We start from the raw sequence: 21,726 nt of genomic DNA, 5'->3' as shown, positions 1-21,726 counted from the left end.
TGTGCAAAGGTTTTAAACTTTTATCATTTTAAAAGCGGAAAATCTGAGCAGAGGAAAACTATGCTTGCAAGTTTTTAAGCATAGATAAATGTAATATTTTGTACTAAAAATAACTGAAGCTAATATGACTATTTCCGGCGAAAATAACTCTATCCCATTAGTAGATATAAATCCAGTAAATGTATCTGAAGGTCTCAATTATCAGGCTGATTTTCAAGGAATAAACCAGATAATTGCTCCGATTAATTCTCAAGAAAAGCAACTTTTATCTTTACGTCCTCCGGTTATAGATACTCCGATTTTTAAACTAGATCCGGATGCTGGGAGAGGATTATTTCCGGTATCTTTCAGTGATGAAAACTCAGCTAAAAACTCAAATATTGAAATTACAGATATCGATTCATTAACAGGGCAAACTGCTGGAAGTTCAGTAGTTGGCACCAATGCTCATGAGTTAGTTTTTATAGATTCTTCCAGTGTTGAGGATTATCAAACTTTGATCGCAGGGGTAGACCTGAATGCAGAAATTATCTTGCTGGATGGCACACAAGATGGAGTGCATCAAATCAGCCAGGTCTTAGCACAACATCAAGGAGTATCTGCTGTTCATATTGTTTCTCATGGTAGTTCTGGGAGTTTACAACTTGGTTCTTCCGTTTTGAGCTTGGACACACTTGACGATTACACAAGTGATTTAACAGTGTGGGCTAGTGCCCTGACTCCAGATGCAGACTTGGTTCTCTATGGGTGTGATGTTGCAGCAGGTAATGAAGGCTCGGATTTTATAGAGCAATTGAGTACCTTGACAACAGCTGATGTTGCAGCTTCCACAGACTTAACGGGAAATGCTGCTCTTGGTGGTGACTGGGAGTTGGAAGCGACAACTGGTGCTATAGAAACTAATTTAGCTTTTTCAGATAATGCGATCGCCACGTATGATTCCGTATTGACTTCAATTTCGGGGAATATCAGTGGTACAAAAACCTATGGCACAGACGTAGTTAATTCTGAAGATGTCGACCTTAGCGGCAATGTTACCGTTACTGGTGATGCGACCATCAATGTATCAGGTGATTTCACTCTAGGTAGCAATTTCAAAATCTCTGGAGATGGTACAGGCGATCGCGACAATCTCACCATTATTGGTTATGATACGGTGACAATTGGTGGTTTCATTGGTGGTAGCGGTTTTAAAAACCTAACTATCCAAGCACCAATAATTAAAATTCTTGACAATGCCATTATTTCCTCTCGTTTTATTAACGAAACTGGAACTCCTGATTGGGTAAATGCCAGTTCTACTGGTGATTCTGGTAACATTACCCTGAAAGCTTCAGTAAATCTTAAAGACTATCCTGGTGTTAACTTAATCAGCGGTATAGCTGGTTGGGCTAGACCCAATCCTAAAATTGAAGTTAATACTGGAGCCAAATTATTAGCACAGGTAGCAAGCGGCGACACCGAAAAAGCTGGTGATATCTCTATCACTTCAGAAGACATAGAACAAAGGCTGGGTGGAATCACGCTGTTATTTGGTTACTCCAATAAGACAGCAGGTATTACCGTAGATGGGGCAACAATCAAGGGCGCTAATGTTACCTTGAAAGCCAATGCTGAAGATTACAATCCCTTCAGTCAAGCACCTGCATGGGCGCAGAAGTTATTTATTGAACCCGCGACAAATTCCCTTTCTTATGTACTATCAAAATTCACTATTCCCGCAACAGTTGAGGTGCGGGGTTCTGATGCGGATATCACAGTCAAAAATGCTGATATTGATGCTAGTGGCAAAGTTGATATCACCACATCAGCTAATGTTGACAGTAGTGTGAAAGCCATCAGCATGGTTGATGATTTTGGCAACATCAACAAAAATAGATTTGCCGCAGCTTATGGGCAAGCTACAGGGGAAGCTCAGGTTTCGATTCAAGGAACTACCACGATTGATGCCGGCAAAGATGTCAACATTGCGTCAAAGACTACAACCACAGCTAAGGTGCTGGCTCAAGTCCTTGGTAACGTCATGGAGAGATTTGACGCTGCCGATGGTAATGAAAAAGGTTTTGCAGTTGCAATAGCCAACACCAAAACCACTTCTAAAGCTATTGTAGACGAAGCGGTTATTATTAACGCCAGTGGCAACGTCAATGTAAAAGCAGATGGCAAGGTTAACAGTGAAGGAAAAGCTCAAACCTCCATTTTCCTTGATGGCAAAGCGGGTATAGGTGTTGGTGCTAACTGGGATGAAACTAACATCGAAGCTACAGTCAATGGCAAGATTACCGCTAGTGGTTCATCAGTAGGAAAAAACCTTGACTTAGCAAATGTCAATAGTGCAAATGACACAATTACTATTGCCAATCACGGCTTCAAAACGGGAGATGAAATTGTTTACAACAATGGCGGTGGTACTGACATTGGCGGTCTGAACAATGGCGAGACTTACACCGTTTTTGTAATAGATGAAAATACCATCAAACTAACAAAAGGTACTGCACTTGATATTGATAACTCAAATGTGTCAAGTGGAGTGAAGCACAGCTTAAGTCCACAGAAAGGGATCTTCTTCGATCCAGCGACAGCTATTGATGTTAATACCGATATCATCACTCTTGCCAACCACGGCTTGACCACAGGTCAGAAAGTAATTTATTCCAGCGATCAAAATGGGACTGATGTCAATGAACTCGACACTGGAGTTGAGCATTACGTCATTGTCGTTGATGCAAACCATATTAAGTTAGCATATACAATTGATGCGGCAGCAACTGGCAGTGCGATCGATTTTGTCGAGGATGCCCAAGGTTCTCATAAAGCCAGTGGTACAGGCACATCCCACTTGTTGAACTATAACCAGCAAGTCCAGAAGACGACTTCTTTCGATCCCACCAGTAGTGGGATAGTAAATATTAATAATGACACGATCGCCATTGCTAACCACGGCTTTGCTACAGGTCAAATCATCAACTATTCCAGTGGTACAGGCACGGCAATTGGTGGACTGACTAGCGGACGGGGCTATTTTGCCATTGTGGTAGATAAAAATACCATTAAGCTAGCTAACACTCTAGAAGCAGCAGAGAATGGGACTGCTGTGGATCTTCTAGCAGGGGCGGCGGGGACTAGTCACGAATTTAAGTCCATGAGAAGTCCCATTGAGTTCGATCCGTCTAATAATGCGATCGTTGATAGTGAGAAAAACACGATTAAAATCGCTAATCATGGTTTTACCACGGGTCAGACACTCTACTATCAAGTAGATCCCACCGTTTCTACAACTGCATCATTACCTTACAACCTCTCATTTGAACCACAAACAGCAGTAGATGTGACGAACAACCAAATCACTATTGAGTCACATGGTTTGCAGACAGGGGATACCGTCACCTACGAAGTTGGTTACTTAGGCGAGAGTGCAACTGTGATTGGTGGGCTGACAGCCAATGCCACTTATAAGGTACAAGTTATTGATGCAAATACCATCAAGCTCCTCGATCCCACCACTCAAGCTGTTAAAGATTTAACATCCACAGGTACTGGTTCACTTCATAACCTCAAAGCATTTAAAACTGTCACAGCAGGTGATACAGAAATTCGAGGTTTAACAAACCAAGAATATTACCACGTAGTTGTCATTGATGCCAATACCATCCAGTTGACTGAAGATGTGCTAGAGGCTATTAATGCAAAACCAATCGACCTGGATGCCAGCGTTGCTAGCGTACCCACAGGACAATCTCAAAGCTTCAAAATTCCTCAAGCAACTAGCGGTATCACCATCGCTGCTAACTTAGACGCTACAGATAAAGTAATCACCAAAGGTTCTAATGGTTCGAGTCCGAAATGGCGGGATTTACTAGCCAATCCAGCATTATTGTATACTGGTGGTTTTACACCCTTGACAGAGCCAGGGAGAGCCAAAGACCTGCTCAAAGGTAAGCAGGATGTCAAAGATTCCAAGGGAAATCTGATTCAGAATCCTATTGGGAAAATGGATGATAACAAGGGTTTTTCTCTGGGAGTAGGTTTTGGACTCAACCTGTTTAAACATACCGTAACTGCCAATGTTGGTAGTAATGCTGTCCTCAAGTCTGATGCAGATGTGACGGTTGCCGCCACCACCAAACAAAAGCTACAAACAATAGTAGAGGCGGCAACCAGTAAAGATGCCGAAGGAAATGCGATCGCAATTGGCATTGGCGTAGGGATTTACACTAATACAGTCCTGGCAACGGTAGCGAATAATGCCCAGATAGATGCCAAAGGCAAATTAGCAGTAACTACCGATCTGACTTATCCCTTCCTCATTGACTTCAAGAAAGATTTTGATTTTACAGGCGATCCCCTCAATGCCTATGGCAACCTAGCAGTTCTAATTTCAGACGTTTTGCTTGATGGTACTTTGGGTTTCCCCAAACGGATCTTAAATACCTTTGTCACCACCAAAAATAAAGGTGGTCGAGACGTTAAAGATGGAGTAGCACAAAAAATCAAAGGTGGAGATTTTGGTTTTGCGCTCTCAGGCTCCTACTCACAATACGAAAACAGATCTGAAGCCACCATTGGCGATAACGCCAAAATCAATCAACAAACAAATTATCGCACTGATACCCAAGCAGTCCTCGTCAATGCTGTTACTGATATGACACTGCTGAATGCAGTTGGTATCATTCATATCGATCTAGCAGTTGATAATCTTGCCAGAGGAGCTTATAAAAACGATCCGACCGAGGTCTTCAATTTCTTTGGTAATCGTGCCAGTAGTGGTCTTGGCGTTTCCGTTGCTGTGCAGCGTGTAACAAATAATACTATTGCTAAAATCGGAGCCGGAGCATTCATTCATACAGGTTCCCTTGGTGAAGGCTTGGATGTCAAAGCCAAAGAAAAGATTTTCTGGCTGGACTTTGTGCAATCTGGGGGTGATGCCGAAAAAGTTGGGTTTAGTGGTAGTGGACTCGGCTTTACCCAAGATAGTACAACCATTGCCCAGATTGGCACAGGCGTTAACATCACAGGTGGAGGTATCAGCGTCAAAGCCGAGAGTGATGTCCAAAGATATGCCATTGTTGGTTCGATACAGCAAACCGATAATGTGGGCATCGGCGCATCTGTGGGCTACAACGAAGTTGACCGTACAACCAAAGCCATTATTGGCAAGGATTTAGACAATCCCAATCAAGCAGTTGGCAATCCATTATCAATTAATGTGACTGGTAATGTTGATTTAGAAGCCAAGAACACAGGCAATTATTGGGTGTTCTCCCTGGCTGGTTCATACAGCGAGGCAGCTCAACCAACTGCGCCGGAACCAGGCGACTTTGGAGTGAATGCTTCTGGTAACGTTGCCCTCAATTACATCGACGATACCGCCCAAGCTTACATTAATAACACTGGTACTATTAGCACTACAGGCAATGTCTCTTTAAATGCCATTAATGATTCCTTCTTAGGAACTTTCTCCGGTGGGTTTGCATTTGGCGGAAATCCAAATCCAAATCCCCAGCCAACCAATGCGACTAAGGTGAGTCTTTATGGCGCTTACAGCCTGAACGATTTTAAAAATAAAACCCAAGCTTTTATTGTTGGGACAGCAGTCACAGCCGGTGATGTGGAACTCAAAGCACTGGAAGATGTCATAGTGGTTTCTGGTTCCATCGGTTTAGCTGGAAATTATGTCAACAACCCAGCAGGAGGAGCCACCACAGTTAATGTTGCTGGTTCAGTTTCCCAAAACGTAATTCAAAATACCACAGAAGCATACTTACAAAATGCCTCTGTTAATGCTAGAAGAGATTTGAAGCTAACTGCTGATGATACATCACAAATCTATGCGATCGCCGGACTTTTAGGACTTGGCATCACCGGTGCTACTGGGGGTAATGCCAACACTTTGACATTTGGGGTGTCGGCGGCAACTAATAAAATAGACAACACCATTCGTGCCTACATCGACAATTCCATCATTAATTCGGCTATCTCAACTTCTGGAAATGTAGAAGTTACTGCCAAAGCATCTCAAGCCAAGATATTTGCCCTCACCCTTGCCGGTAGTGTGGCTGCTAGCAACGCTCCCACCAATAGTGCTTTCAGTTTAGCTGGAGCCGGATCTGGTTCAGGGAACACAATTGATAGTAACATTGCCGCCTTCGTTAGCAATAACAGCGTTGTCAACATTAAGAACGCCAGCAAAGCATTAAACATTACAGCCACAGATAATTCCTATATTGAAGCCAACTCTGGTGGTTTTAGCTTGGCCTTAGCTCAGGCGCAATCGAATTCGGTTGGTGTCTCTGTGGGTGTATCGGCATCGGTAAATAAAATTACCAATTCCACTAAAGCCTACATCGATAAATCCACAGTTCTTTCCCTTGGCACTGTCAACGTTACAGCTGATTCCACAGGCACTATCAAAGCTCTGAGCATTGCTGGTTCAGTTTCTGGAACCAGTAGTGCTAAAGGATTAAGTGGTGCTTTTGCTGGGGCTGGGGCTGGCTCTGGTAACACAATTAATAACATCATCGAAGCCTCAATCAAAAACACTGCCAATGTCAGCGCCACAGGAGACATTAACGTTACGGCAATTGATAACGCCTCCATCAAGGCAGATGCGGGTGGTGTAGCGATCGCCGTAGCATTAGGTAAAGATGCCAGTGGTGCTGTATCGGTTGGGGCATCCTTCGCCACGAATAGAATTGGACAAACCACAGACTCCATTAGCTTTGACGGTTCTAGTACTGGGGCAGTGGATCTTGCCAATGACAAGATTAACTCTGCGAATCACAACCTGACCACCGGACAACGAGTCAAGTACTCCCGTGGCAGCGATGGGACTGCCATCGGTGGGCTGACCGAGGGGCAGGATTATTATGTGATTGTGGTAGATAGCAACAACATCAAGCTAGCAACGAGCGAAGCGAATGCTAGCAATGGAATGGCTATCAATCTGACTACTGTGGGAACTGGCAGTAGTCACACTTTCACCTTTGCCAAAGATCCCCATGTAGTCAGTGCTGTAATTGATAATGCCAAAGTAAACTCTACAGCTGGTGATGTGAACGTAACGGCGAGATCCTCGGCGGATAAAGCAATTACGTTTAATGCTTCCAGTGCAGATGTTGTGAATGTGGCAAATAATACGCTTACCATCCAAGACCACAATTTCACCACAGGGCAGAAGGTAAAATATGCCAACGGTGGGTCTGTAATTGGCGGGCTGACTGGACAACAAGAGTATTACGTAATCGTAGTCAACACTAATACCATCAAGCTAGCTTCTACGGAAGCCGATGCGAACAATGCGATCGCCATTGATTTGACTTCCCTTGGTTCGGGTTCATCTCACTCCTTCAGCTTTACTCAAAAAGCCACCATTCAAGCGTTAACAATTGGCGGTGCTGTTTCTGGCGCAAGTGGTAAGCAAGGGTTAGCCGCTTCTGGGGCTGGAGCTGGTTCAGATAACGCTGTGAATAGAACCATTGAAGCGGTGATTCGCAACAAAGCAGATGTCAAAGCCAAGGAAGTTGTGAATTTAACCGCCACAGACACCAGCAATATTACAGCAGATGCTGGTGGTGTAGCCGTAGCCGTGAGTATCGGCAAAGATTTGAGTGCCGCCTTGAGCGTTGGTGCATCCCAGTCTACTAACAAGATTTCTAACACCGTTAAAGCAGCGATCGACAATGCCAAAGTAGAGTCCACTGCTGATGCAATTAATCTTACAGCCACATCTACAGCAAAGATTGACGCTCTAACCATTGCTGGGGCGATTTCTGCTAGTGCAGGCCAAACACTGTTGAGTGCTTCTGGTGCTGGAACTTCGTCAACTAACACCATTGACAACACAATTGAGGCGTCGATTAAGAATAACGCCGACGTGGATGCTAGTGGAGCAGTTTCATTAACAGCCACCGATAATTCCACCATTGTCGCCGATGCTGGTGGTGTGGCAGTGGCTCTGGCATTGAGTAGCCAACCCAACAACGTGGCTATTTCTGTGGGAGCTGCCCTAGCAACCAACACAGTGAGCGACACTACCAAGGCAACTATTGATGGTTCTCCGGTGGTGGGTAATAGCGTGGCGCTGAGTGCCAACTCCACAGCAAATATTGACGCCTTTACTCTGGGTGCAGCTTTATCAGGTGGAACTGGAGCTGGTGGTGGAGTTACGGGTTCTGGTGCTGGTTCCAGTTCCAATAACACCATTAGCAACACCATCGAAGCATCGATTAACAATACCAATAATGTCACAGCAGATAGCGGAAGTGTGACGCTATCAGCAATTGACACTTCTACTATTAATGCCGATGCAGGTGGGGTAGCAGTAGCCCTGGCTGGTGGTAGCAGTGGTGGAACTGCTGTTTCTGTGGGTGCAGCGATCGCTATTAATACCATCGACAATACGATCAAAGCAACCATTGACAAATCAACAGTTAATGCCTCTACTGGTGTAGCCCTGACAGCAACATCCACCGCAGATATCGATGCCTTGGCAGTCGCTGGCAGTTTATCAGTGGCAGGTGGTAGTGGCGGTGGTTTAACTGGTTCTGGTGCTGGTTCGCAAACAACTAACACCATCAGCAACACAATTGAAGCATCGATTCAGGATACAGCGAATGTGACTGTAACAAATCCTGGCAACGTCAAGCTAACTGCAACGGATGACTCCACAATTGTCGCCGATGCGGGTGGTGTGGCGATCGCAATTTCCGCAGGTTCTGGTGGTGCTGGTTCCCTAGCCATTGGTGCTTCTTTAGCTAATAACACCATCGATAATACTGTTGAGGCATACGTAGATAACTCGACTGTAACCACTGCTGGTAATGTAGAACTCAGCGCCACCTCCACCGCCGATGTCGATGTCCTTGCCTTAGCTGGGGCTGGTTCTGTGGCTGCTAGCGGTTCTGGTAGCGTTGCGTTGGCGGGGGCTGGAGTTGGATCTTACAACACAATTGACAATACGATCGCCGCATCAATTCGCAACAGCAGTACAGTTACCACCACCAATAACGGCACAGTTAAGTTAACTGCAACTGATACCTCCATTATTACCGCCAATGCTGGCGGCGGTAGCGTCGCCATTTCCGGGGGTAGTGGCGCAGGCTCGGTGGCTGTTGGCGCATCAATCGCTGAGAATACCATCAACAACGGCGTTAAAGCTTATATTGACAACTCAACTGTGACATCTGCGGGTAGTGTTGAACTAGCAGCTAAGTCTACTCAAACTATTACTGCCTTGTCTGTGGCTGTTTCCGTGGCTGGGGCAATTTCTCAATTCAGTTTTGCGGGAGCAGGTTCGGGAGCTAGCGCCAAGAACAAAACAACTAACCAAATTTCCGCCTATATCACTGGTGGTAGTAAAATTAACGCCACTGGAGCCGTTAACCTTTCAGGATTGGATTCTGCCACAATCAAGTCTGATGTAGGCTCTGGGGCATTGTCCTTTGCTGTAGCTGGGGCTTCAGTTGGTGTTTCTATCAGTGAAAATACCATTGGCAACAAAGTTAAAGCATACATTGATGGCGCGAATGTCACCTCGACAACGGGTAGTATTACAGCGATCGCTGGCTCAACTGCCAATATTACAGCCTTTTCCATAGCGACCTCAGTAGCACTTGCTATTGGCGGTGCTGGTGCTGGCGCTAATTCGATATCGAAGGCACAAGGCAAGACAGAGGCTTACATCGGTAAAGCAGCAGATGGTACTTCCACGGGTAACACCACCATTACCGCTGCCAATGGCACAGTTCAGGTGCAAGCCACCTCGAAGGTAACAGCCAAAGCTGATACCCGCGTAGGTGTCGGCGGATTGGTTGCTGTGGGTGGTATGGTGGCAAATTCCGAAGATACCCAAGCAACCTTGGCTTATATTGGCAATGACGCGACCATTAAACAGGCAGGAGCGATCGCCATCAATGCTGAAAGCACAGATGTTGTCACTGCCGACATGCTGGCAGGTGCAGGCAGCGTCTTGGCAAATGTCAACGTCATTGATGCCACAGTTAACGTTAAACCCACAACAACTGCATATATTGGTAACAATGTCAACACAGAAAACAAAGTAGCCGGCAATGTCACAGTAGACGCGAAATCAATTCGGGCAGAAGGAGATGCCACTGCTCGGAGTTATGGCGGTAGCATTGGCGCTAACGTGAGTGCGGCTACGGTGAATACCACGATTTCGCCGGAAGTCAGCAGTTACATCGGCACAGGCTCGACCATCAAAGCAGAGGGTAACATTGGTGTTAAAGCCGAGGCAGCATCTGACGGAAATGGTACACCGCCGACGGATCTGTTCACACCATCGACGGCGGTTGACTTGACCCAAGACACAATTGACTTTGGTTATGAGTTGCCTGATGGCATCGTCGTCACCTATGATGCACCAAATAATTCCTCGGCCATCGGCGGATTGCAGGAATTCATCACAGCCCCAGGAAATCAACAAGAGCGACGGGAATACAACGTTTTGGCAACGACGGCCGTCAGCGTTAAGCAATTGGTATTTACCAACGCTGGCAGTGCAGATACCATCACTCGCAGCGATGGTCAACAATGGACGACAGACGGCTTCCGTGTTGGACAACGCATCGTCATCTCAGGGTTGACGAAGAATGAAGGCACATATACCATTACTGCGATTAGCGGCTCAACGCTGACATTGAGTAGTCAGGATCAACTAGAAACGGAAACGGCAAGCAATATATCCGTTAAGCCTCTTTCCATCCGTTTGGGATCGTCCTTTAACGCTGCCAAGATTAATGCACAAAAAGATACTATTACCTTCGACGGCCCCCATAATTTCCAGACTGGAGATGTGGTTCGGTATCGCAGTGGCAGCAACACCGATGTTGGTGGCTTGAATGAAACCCAAGTTTACTACGTCCGCAAGATTGATGACACCACCATTAAGTTAGCAAGCAGTTTAGCAGAGGCGACAGCACCAACTAAATCCTTCAGCCCAACAGCCATTAGCGGTAGTACATTAACCATCACAAATAATGACACAAATGATAACTTCCGCAATGGACAGGTTGTTACTTACCGCGCCCCTTCAGCCAAGCAATTCAGTAGCAGCTTAGTTGATGTGTCCGTTGTGGAAAACAACGGCGATCGCCAACTAGGGCTAGACAGTAACAATAACATTCAAAATGTACCGGAAGGAAACAACATCTTCCTAGAAAATCACGGTTTCACCACAGGTCAAGCTGTGATTTATCGCAAGCAGGGCAACGGAGCTACCATCGGTAATCTCGTTGATGGCGGTACTTACTATGTAATCGTGAAAAACGCCGATGAAATCCAGTTGGCAGCAACCCAGGCACAAGCAACAGGCAGTGATAACGGAACGCCTAACGATACCAGCGATGACATTGCGGTGAAGGCGATCGATTTAATACCTGCGAAAACTGCCGCAGCCGACCAAAACGTTATCCACACCTTGATTCGAGCCAGCGACAAGCCAATTTCTGGTCTGCAAGATGGTTTCACTTATTACGTCGTCAACGCCAACCAAAGTGCTGGCACCTTCCAACTGGCGGCAACTCCCAACGGTACTGCCATTACTTTGAATGCAACTAACATCACCGGAACTCACTTCATCGGCACAGAAGGCGTTGATTTATCTGGTGGGGCAACAGGAAGCCATACACTGCACATCGATCTCAGTTCCCAGCCGACTGGACAGCATCAGCTCTTGGGTGCTGGTGGTACACCCTTCAGTCAGCTTTTACCGACATCCGGCGATGGGAAATCTTCAACAACAGTAGTCAGTGCTGGTGGTTCTCTGGCAGATGTGGCAGTTCCGACATCTGTTGCCAAGTCAAAACCAACCGTTAAAGCTTACATTGCTGCCAACGAAATCAATGCTGGTGGAGATGTGGCAATTCTTTCCTCATCTGCTGGAGATATTTCCACCTTGGCAGATAACCGAGCGGGTGGTGCCATCCAAATCGGTGTTGTGCGGACGAAGGTGACGCGAGAAGCAACTACAACCGCCTTTGTTGGCAACGAAAGTGGCGATGCTACGAATGTGGTGATTAAAGCAGGCAGTAACTTTGAACTCTCTGCCACCTCCGATAACGTAGTGGATGTTAGCGCTACTGCCGAAGGCGGCGGTGCCATTTCGGCGGCGGTTGCTGATACTTCAGCCCAGGTTGACTACAAGACCCAGGCAAAGGTGGGAGGAAATGCCAACATTACCGCCGGCAACTTGGTAAATATTCACACAGATGCCGCAACGACCGCCTCCAGTAATTCTAAAACCAAAGCGATCGCTATCGGTGCTGGTGCTGACGCCGATAAAGAAGATAACAGCGATTTCCCTGGTGGTGTAAGAGTTGGGAAATCCACAGGGGCAATTTCCGAGGTGGAAATTGGTCAAGGAGCGATCGTCACTGGCGAGGCGGTTAACATCGATGCCAAAGTATCGCGGATGAAAGCCACCGCCACCGCTGAGAGTTTAGCCGTTAGCCCAATTCTGTTGGGAGTTGCCACAGCCTTCTCGGATGCAGAAATTGACATTGATTCCGATGCTAATGTGGCAATTAAGAGCAACGCCGAGATTGCAGGCAACCAGGGCGTTGACATTCAAGCTAGACATGGTGACCAAGACGACTCTAATACCGCTAACACCGATAATTTTGAAATCAAGCGCAAAGCAGGACGTTTGGCAGTGGCACTGATTCCACCCCAAGAAGCGCGGGCGCTGGGTACAGATAATATTTCTAGTACAGTTAACGCTGAAGCCGGGGCAAAAATCTCTGCAGGAGCTAGAGGCAGCAATAGCCCGTTAGAAGACAAGAACAAAGATGATTTAGCACTGTTCGTAGAAACCTTTAACGCTCCTTTAGAAAGGTCGGCTGGTTCCGTTGACACATCAGACCGCTACTTTGACAGCAATCAATCAAGCGAGGTGCAAACTCGGCAAGTAACTTGGAATGCTGACGTTGAGATTCTTGGCGTTCCCAATCCGGTGTTAGAAGTTGATGCCAACGGTAACATCGCCAAAGCAGTGAACGTGACAGTAAATGGCGGTCAAACCACAGGAGCCATATCTGGGAATATTTCTGTTGATAATATCCAAAACAGAGGCACTGCTGAGGTGTTGTTTGAGGCGTTAAATGGCACGATTCAAGGAACTCAAGGCACCTTTGATTTCCTGGATACATTTAAGTCAGTCAAAATCACTAATAAATCTTCCAAGCAGCTAACCGTCAATAACATTGATGTTGTCAACCGCACTGGTCAACCAAAGGTAGGACTCACTGCCACAAATGTAACCCTCAACTTTAATATTGAGCGCAGCGTCGCACCAACCTTGGTGGATATCCAAAACTTGAGTGCATCTAATATTACGCTCAATGGTTTGATTGAGAACCCCATCGGCAAAACAAACATCCTCAATCAGGGCGGTAATATTTTAGCTGGTACTTCCCAAACCGTTCGCACTAATATTTTCAACGTTAATGCCACAAATAACAGTATCGGTGCGATCGCCACAGATGGTACCGTTAACAATCGAGTGAATGTGGAACTGGTGCAGAGTCCCAATCGCGCCGAGCAGATTTTTATCAACGCCAAGGACGATATTTCACTCAGCTTAAAAGGTCGTCTGCGGGATGCAGCTGTTTCTGACTTCACAATTAACATCGATCCGCTGGTTGCTGGCGGTGATATCGACTTGTTGCTGCAAGACAGTGTTAAGGAAACGACAGTTGGCAAAGTCGGCGGTATTACCGTTGATGCCACTAATGAACCAGCCAGCCAGCACCCCGATCCTTACTACAACTTCTTCAGACCAGATGCTGGCGCTCGTAAAGACCAAGATGTGGGTGTTTTTGCTACCATCCCAAGTGCGATCGCCAGCACCTATCGCTTTGCTAGCAGAGATGCCAATGGCAACCCCACAAACGATCCTTCAATTACCTCTGGCGGCAACATTGTAGTTAAGAAAAACTCAACTGCGACTACCCGAATTAATATCATTGGCATCACGGATATCTTAGGCACTGGTCGCGTTGACATTGAGACCAATGGCTCCATTAATGTTACTGAAAAAACAGGCGACCTCGAGGTAGGAGCGATTACTTCCCTTGATGATGATGTTACTTTGACGGCTCTGGGATCGATTGTCGATGTCCTCAACGATGCAGTAAGTGATGTCACAGGTGAAAATATCACTTTGACAGCGCAGACGGGTGGCATTGGTTCAAGTTCTAACTTCCTAGAAATCGACTCCTCTAACCCCAATGTTGGGGATCTTAATGCTACCGCTCCTCAAGACATCTTCATTACAGAGACAAATGGTGACTTGAACGTTGATAAGGTAACATCCACAGCAGGCGATGTCACTTTAACCACCAGCAAAGGCTCGATTTTAGACTCCCGCAATGACAGCAACAGTAATATTGACGCGACTAACATTGACCTGAAAGCCATTGGTGGTGGTATTGGCACCAGTAATAATGACCTGGAAATTAACTCTTCCACCCCGACAACTGGGCGCTTGGTGGCGGAGGCAGATGGCGGTACTACAACTGACGGCAACATTTACCTCACGGAGACGAATGGTACACTAAATGTACTATTGACAGAATCCGTAGATGGTGATGTGCGGCTAACAGTGAATGAAACATCAGCACAAGGCGAAGACCTGAAGCTACTGGCAAGCGGTGAAAATTCTGTGGGTACGTCAATTCCCAATGGACGGATTGCAGCAGCTAAGGGAGTCAACCTGCGAGTCGGTGACAACGTTAGCACCACAGACAACAGCGAAATAGTTGCTGGTGACAACATTACAATTCAGGGAGATTACTTAAACGCTGATGCTGGCTTCGGCACAGTTATGGATTTACGAGGGACAATTCAATCTGGTGCAGATGTCACTGATAAGACACAAATCTTTGGTAATGCAGATGCCGATAGTTTCGTCTTCAACCAGACCTTCCTCAAAGGACAGACCAACGTCTTCGGTGGTGCAACTGTGACTGCTGGGGCAAACGATGGCGAAGACCAGTTCACCGTCAACCAACTCCAGTCGATGACAACATCAAGGGGCGGTAAGCGCGATACCCTCAACCTGGATGGACAGGCAGACACGGATACTTACACTATTAATACCACTGGCAGCCAAGGCGATCGCCGAGATTATGTCATCAACGCCTTGGATACAGGAGCAAAAGATGATGGTGTAGATACGCTGACCATCAACGGTGCAGACAGCAACGCCAACGCTGCTAACGATCCAGTTGATGATATCTTCCTGCTGCGGGGCATGACTTCTATTCCTGGTGAAACAGCAGATTCTCCCGCCTTTGTTGCCCTGCTGCATGGCACATTAGGACAGACACAAACCCCCAGTAATTTAGCCAGCGTTCGCCCACAACAAGTACAGCGCGTCAACTACGATGCCAACATTAATGGACGGCTCAACGTCTACGGTTTGGGTGGAAATGACTTCTTTGCAAGCGACGACAACAGCGCCATCACCTCCTTAGATGGTGGCAAAGGCAACGACCAATTCCAAATCGGGCAACTATATGGTAGCGATCGCACCGCCGCTATTGGTAATCTAGCTGCCAGCGATGTCTTCAGTACCATCAGAACTACCCGTGGCTTCCTCAGCCAAGGCAATAGCTTCTCCACAGTTGTTCAAGGCGGTACAGGCGATGATACCTTCTCCGTTTATGCGAACAAAGCAGAGCTACGTTTAGAAGGAGATGCAGGCAACGACCAATTTGTCATCCGTGCCTTTGCCCTCGCCGATGAAAATGGGAATCCAGTCGTCGGCAACTTCTCTACCAATGGCAATGTCGATGTGAAGACGGGTAGCGGTGATGACCAAGTACAGTACAACATCAATGCCCCCGTTTCCATTGATGGCGGCACTGGGTTCGATAAAGTAGTCGTCCTGGGTACGGAATTCGCCGATAACTTTGTGATTTCGGAAGACGGCATCTTCGGCGCTGGCGTAAATGTCAAGTTTAACGGGGTGGAAGTCGTTGAAATCGACGGTTTGGAAGGAGATGATGATTTCTTCGTCACTGGTACACCCTTCGGCATAGCTACCCGAATCATTGGCGGACTGGGTAGTGACAACGTAAATGTCGGGGGTGATGTTAGCCAAAACATCATTACCCAAGAAATTGAAGGACAGAGCGGTGTAATTAACCACAAAGTCAGTTCTGCCACCGATGCAGGTTATGACAAGCTCCTAGCTGCGGGTGTTGACCTCAACGTTGCCAACCAGCAACAAGGCGCGGTGGTGATTCAGCAAGCTGGTGGTGAGACAGTTGTCCGCGAAGGTGGAACTGTCGGCCAGTACACAGTGCGCCTAGCTGAAGCACCCACCGCTAAAGTTTACATTACCGTCTCTGCTGCCATGTCAGCGTCAGAAGAAGCAGCCCAAGGAGCTGATTCTCTCCTCGTTTCTCAAGATGCAAGCAACTTCCGCCATACGGTGCTTCGCAATGGGGTTCCGGAAGTTGTAGATAATCGCTCAGTTGTGCTGGTTTTTGATAGCAGCAACTGGAATCAACAGCAGACGGTTTATGTACTGGCAGATGATGACAATTTCGCCGAGGGTGAACGGGTAGTTACAGTCAGCCACAGCGTCGCCAGCCAAGATGCCACCTTCAATCAAGCGGCAGTGAAAAATGTTGAAGTGACGGTGCTGGACAATGACCAGCCTGGCTTGATTATTAATGAAAGCAATGGCGGCACGCTGGTGCTGGAGGGAGATGCCACAACGGGTATTACTGACACTTACACCGTGCAACTAACGAAGGCTCCTGCTGCTGGTAGGACAGTGACAGTAACGCTGGCTAATGATGGACAGATTGCCCTATCGGCAGCTAATCCCGCAGATACACGCTTCTCGGCGGCAAATAAATCCATCACCTTCAACGAAAACAACTGGAATACACCGTTTATCGTTAAGGTTTCTGCAACCCAAGATGTTGCACCAGAGGATGCCAAGATTTCCGTGATTACACACAAGGTTACTAGTACAGATAGTACATTTGTGGTGAGCGATGCCTTCGGCAACTCCAAGGGAGAACGCTCATTAGATGTAGAAGTCTTAGACGACGAAACACCAGGTGTTATTGTCACGGAAACCGATGGTTCTACCCTGCTAATTAAGGGTGATGGCACACCAGCAAACCCAGGAGTAGGGGATACGTACACAGTTCGCTTGACTAAAGCACCTGTTGGGCAAGTCACCATTGACCTGTTAAATGATGGGCAAGCTACTACAACGCCTACTTCCCTCACCTTCAACCAAACGAACTGGTTCCAACCGCAGACAGTTAATGTCAGTGCCAATTCCTCCTTTGTCCCGACTCCTAGCACCCAAAAGGTGAAGCAGTTCCCAACCCAGCCGCACCTATTAAGCAACTTGCGCGGGCCTTTGGAAGTCATTGGCGGTACTACCACAGTCAATCGTTCGCTGAATCCAGCCGTCATCCTGCCTAAGGAATTGAACGCGCCACTGTTGGGAATTGGTACTCAACCGCCGGAAGAACAGCAAATTGACACCCTCAACATCTTTGACGACTCTAGCCAAGAAGATAAAACAGGTGTACTCACTTCCACTAATCTATCCGGCTTCAACATGGCAGGGGATTTGACTTTCTCAGGAACCACCACCTTTGGTGAGCCGAGTGTGTTCAAGGGCGGCATTACCTACGGCGACCCGACTACAGGCAAATCCACTTTTGAAGTCCTGAATTTGTTACTTGGCAGTGGCAACGACAACTTGACAATTGAAAGTACACTAAACACCACTGCTACCCACGGCGGAATCACAACAGTTCACGGTGGTGGCAACCGCTACCTCACCAATCCAACCACTGGGGCATTCATCCTCGATGGCAATGGTCAAAAGATTATCGGCGGTGACACAATTACTGTCAACGGTGGTGGTGGTTCAGCCTCTCCGTTGGTGGTTTATGGCGACACCTCTCAAGATGGCATTTGGTATAGCGGCAGCCCAGAAACCGTTACAGGTGCAGACTTTGGTCAAAAGCCCTTTGACCAAGTGGGTACTGCTGACGATCGCTTCCTCTTCCCCTTAGCAAATTCCTTTGACCTGAGCGGCAATGATATCATTGATGCCCGCAATCTCTTCAAGACCATCCCGGCTGGACAACTTCCTAGTGTCGGTTTAACCGTCTACGGTGGTGCAGGCAATGACACGATTTACGGCTCTCAAGCTGGCGACCATCTAGCAGGCGGTTCCGGTGATGACACGATTTACGGACAGCGAGGAGCGGATCATATCTACGGTGATTCCGGTGTCAATGTTGACGTGATTACCCGCACGCTGACTATCCCCACAGCAAACACCAGTACATTCCTCAACGCTGACAATCTGCTAGGTGGTAAGGATAAGATATTTGGTGACTTTGAACCTAACGCAACCATAGTTGCAGGCAACCCAGGTGAGTTTGATGACCTGATATTCGGCGATCATGGTGAAATTACTCAAAACGTGGCTGCTAATACCAAAATCCTCACCACTGGTCAGGTGTTGAAACTGACAACCAAGGAGCCGAACAACGGTGACAGTGATGAAATCTCCGGGGAATTGGGCAACGACATCATCATTGGTGGTGCGGCTGGCGACAAGATTATGGGTGGCGCAGCCAATGACTTGATATTTGGCGACCACGGACTTGTGGAGACGAATGTCGCAGGACAACCAATTAACAGGCAACTTTTACCACTGAGTCTTCCAGTTGCCCAACATCCATTCCGGTTTGAGTCAATTTTCACACTCAACAGCTTTAACGGTGGCAATGATTTAATTTACGGTGACGAAATTCTCACAGAACAGCAAACCGATGGCAAGGATATCATCCTTGGTCAACAGGGTGCAGATACCGTCTACGGTGGCGGTAAAGATGACGACATCGTTGGCGGACACAATGTAGCTGGTGGTAATGATGGCAACGACGTACTAGACGGCGGCACTGGTAACGATGTCATTGCTGGTGATAATGCTTCCATCCTCCGCCGTGGTGATGCCCTGAATCCTCGTATCCGCGTCCTCAATGGTCAAGCCATCTACGATAGTAACGGCACTGCCCAAGTTACAGGTAGTCTCCAAGTCAATCCTACTGGCGTCGAAGAACGGCAAATTGTCCTGTTTGACCACTCCGACACCCCAGCAGCCAACACCTTTGGCAATGACAACATTGCAGGTGGCGCACAGGATGATGTGATTTTCGGTCAATTGGGAGACGATACCATTCAAGGTGACGGTTCAGTTTCAATTAACGTAACTCCCACAACTGCATCCGTGGAAGATTTTGCTGGTGCTGGCACTGATGGCGATGACTACATTGAAGGCAACGGCGGCGGCGACCTGATTTTAGGAAATCTCGGACAAGATGACATTGTTGGTGGCAGTTCTAACCTGTTTAGCCTGACTGCATCTACCCAGCGACCCGACGGCGCTGACACCATCTTTGGTGGTGCAGGAACCGATATTGCCCGTAATGACTTGGGCGATCAATCTGCCAACGGTCATGCCCGTGATGCTGACTACATCCTTGGCGATAACGGTAATATCCTGCGCCTAATTGGTAGCAATGGTCAATTCCTCAAATTCAACTACGACTTCTACGGTTCCCTGAAGGTAATTCCACGGACAATTCAGTTGTTGGATTACACTCAAGGTGGTGCAGCCAGCGATCGCGGTACAGCCGACCTACTACACGGTGAATCAGGCGACGACGTAATCCACGGTATGACAGGCAACGATGTGATCTTTGGTGAAGGACAGGATGATGATATTTATGGCGGTGTGGGTAGCGATCGCATTTACGCTGGTACTGGCGAAGACGGCGTGCTTGGGGATGATGGCAAAATCTTTACTAGCCGCAATGGACTAACTGAAAGTCTCTACGGCGTTAATGCAATTAATGCCCAAACCCAAATCAGTCTGCCTGGGCCGTTCACAGGTGCATGGACTTTCATCACTGGCCGCTTAAACAAAACAGTGGATTTAGCAGCCTTAGAAAGTGGCAGCAGTGACGTTATCTACGGTGGTCTGGGCGATGACTTCCTCCACGGTGGTGCAGGTGACGATGGCATTTCCGGTGCAGAAGCCCAAGCTGCTTTCTACAATAGCAATCCAGTTACCAACACCAACCCACTGGGCTATGACCCAGTAACTCGCAAATTGGCAGCCTATGATGCCAATAATCCGATGAAGAAAATTAATAACTTCTTCCTCAACTTTGATGCTGTCGATGGTGCTAGCAATAAAATCAATGATGGTAAAGACCGCGTATCTGGGGATTTGGGTAACGATTGGCTAGTTGGTGGAACGCAGAATGACCGTCTCTTTGGTGGTTTTGGTGACGACCTAATGAACGCCGATGATAATCATGACACGGCTGGCGGTCTGAATAACCAACCCGATGCCGTAGAATTTGCCGATCGCGACTTTGCCTTCGGCGGCGGTGGACTAGATGTGCTGATTGCCAACACAGGTGGCGATCGCCTCTTCGACTGGCGCGGCGAGTTTAACAGCTACTTGGTTCCCTTTAGCGCCTTCGGTAACCCAACTGTTGTCCGCTCACCTTCACCGCAGATTCAGCAGTTCTTACTGGATTTGGGCAAAGAAAGTGGAGCCGACCGCACCTTGAGCGAACCTAATGGCGAACTGGGTCTAGTCACACAAGAAGATCCCCAGTGGCAAGACCAAGGTGGTTCACCTCGTGACCCCCAACCTGGCAATACCCAAGCCAGACGCGATACCCAAGGCGGCCCCGAAGACGATCGCACCACAGCCCTTCCTTTAAGTGGAGGTAGTACCAACCCGCCAACCAACCCACCCACTACTAGTAATAATAACGATGTGACTCTCAATCAAGTTTTCGTTGCCCAAGACCCAACCAACTCCACCCAAAGCGCTTTGTTTGTCGGTGGTGGTAGCAGTAATGATAACATTGAGGTACGCCGCGGTAGCAGTGCTTCCACAATCCGCGTGTTAGTCAACGGCGCTGACAAAGGCGAATTTGCTAGAACCACTAATGGCTCAACTATCGGTCGGATTATTATCTACGGTAACGCCGGGGATGATACCATCACAGTTAATTCTGACCTTGGCGCGATTAACGCAGTTATCTTTGGCGATGTCGGCAATGATACTATCCGTGGAGGAATTGGCAACAATCTTATCGATGGCGGCAATGATAACGATACGATTTATGGTGGTATAGACAAAGACATTTTGTTAGGTAGCTTCGGGCAAGATACCATCAACGCTGACAAGGGTGACGATATTTTGATTTCTGGTAGCTATAGATATTCATCCGATTTGAGTGCGATCGCTGCTCTGTTAGCTGCTTGGTTACAACCAGTTTCCTACTCTCAACGTATCAGCAACCTCAAGAATGGCGTAGGCTTTGATAGTCTCTATGCACTCAAACCTGCCAATATCACTGATGATAATGTCGTAGACTCAGTAGCCGGTGACACTCTTGACGGTGTACAGGGTGAAGACTGGTTCATTGTCTCTGGCAACGATAATACTGACAAGAAAGGGAATGAAACTGTTAATTAACGCGAGTCTTCATCGGAGGCACACCTGCCGGAAGGACGAAAGAAACCAAGCAAAACCAAGGAGATGAAGATTTAATCTAGGGAAAAAGGCAATTATTTGACAAATCATTTGTAGGGGCGCACAGCTAGCTGTGTGACCCTACCCCTGTCAAT

Annotated in this window: 1 protein-coding gene; it reads left to right on the top strand. The window is 47.4% G+C overall.

The window, feature by feature from the left end; all coding sequences use genetic code 11:
• Window positions 1–124: 124 nt before the first annotated feature.
• The gene (locus ACFG4S_RS05815; protein ID WP_392533892.1) at window positions 125–21,574 is read left to right on the top strand and encodes a DUF4347 domain-containing protein; all 21,450 of its coding nucleotides are present in this window, start codon (window positions 125–127) and stop codon (window positions 21,572–21,574) included.
• Window positions 21,575–21,726 lie beyond the last annotated feature (152 nt).

Source organism: Nostoc sp. C117 (assembly GCF_043099735.1).
GTDB lineage: Bacteria > Cyanobacteriota > Cyanobacteriia > Cyanobacteriales > Nostocaceae > Nostoc.
This window is presented reverse-complemented; position numbering and strand designations above follow the sequence as displayed.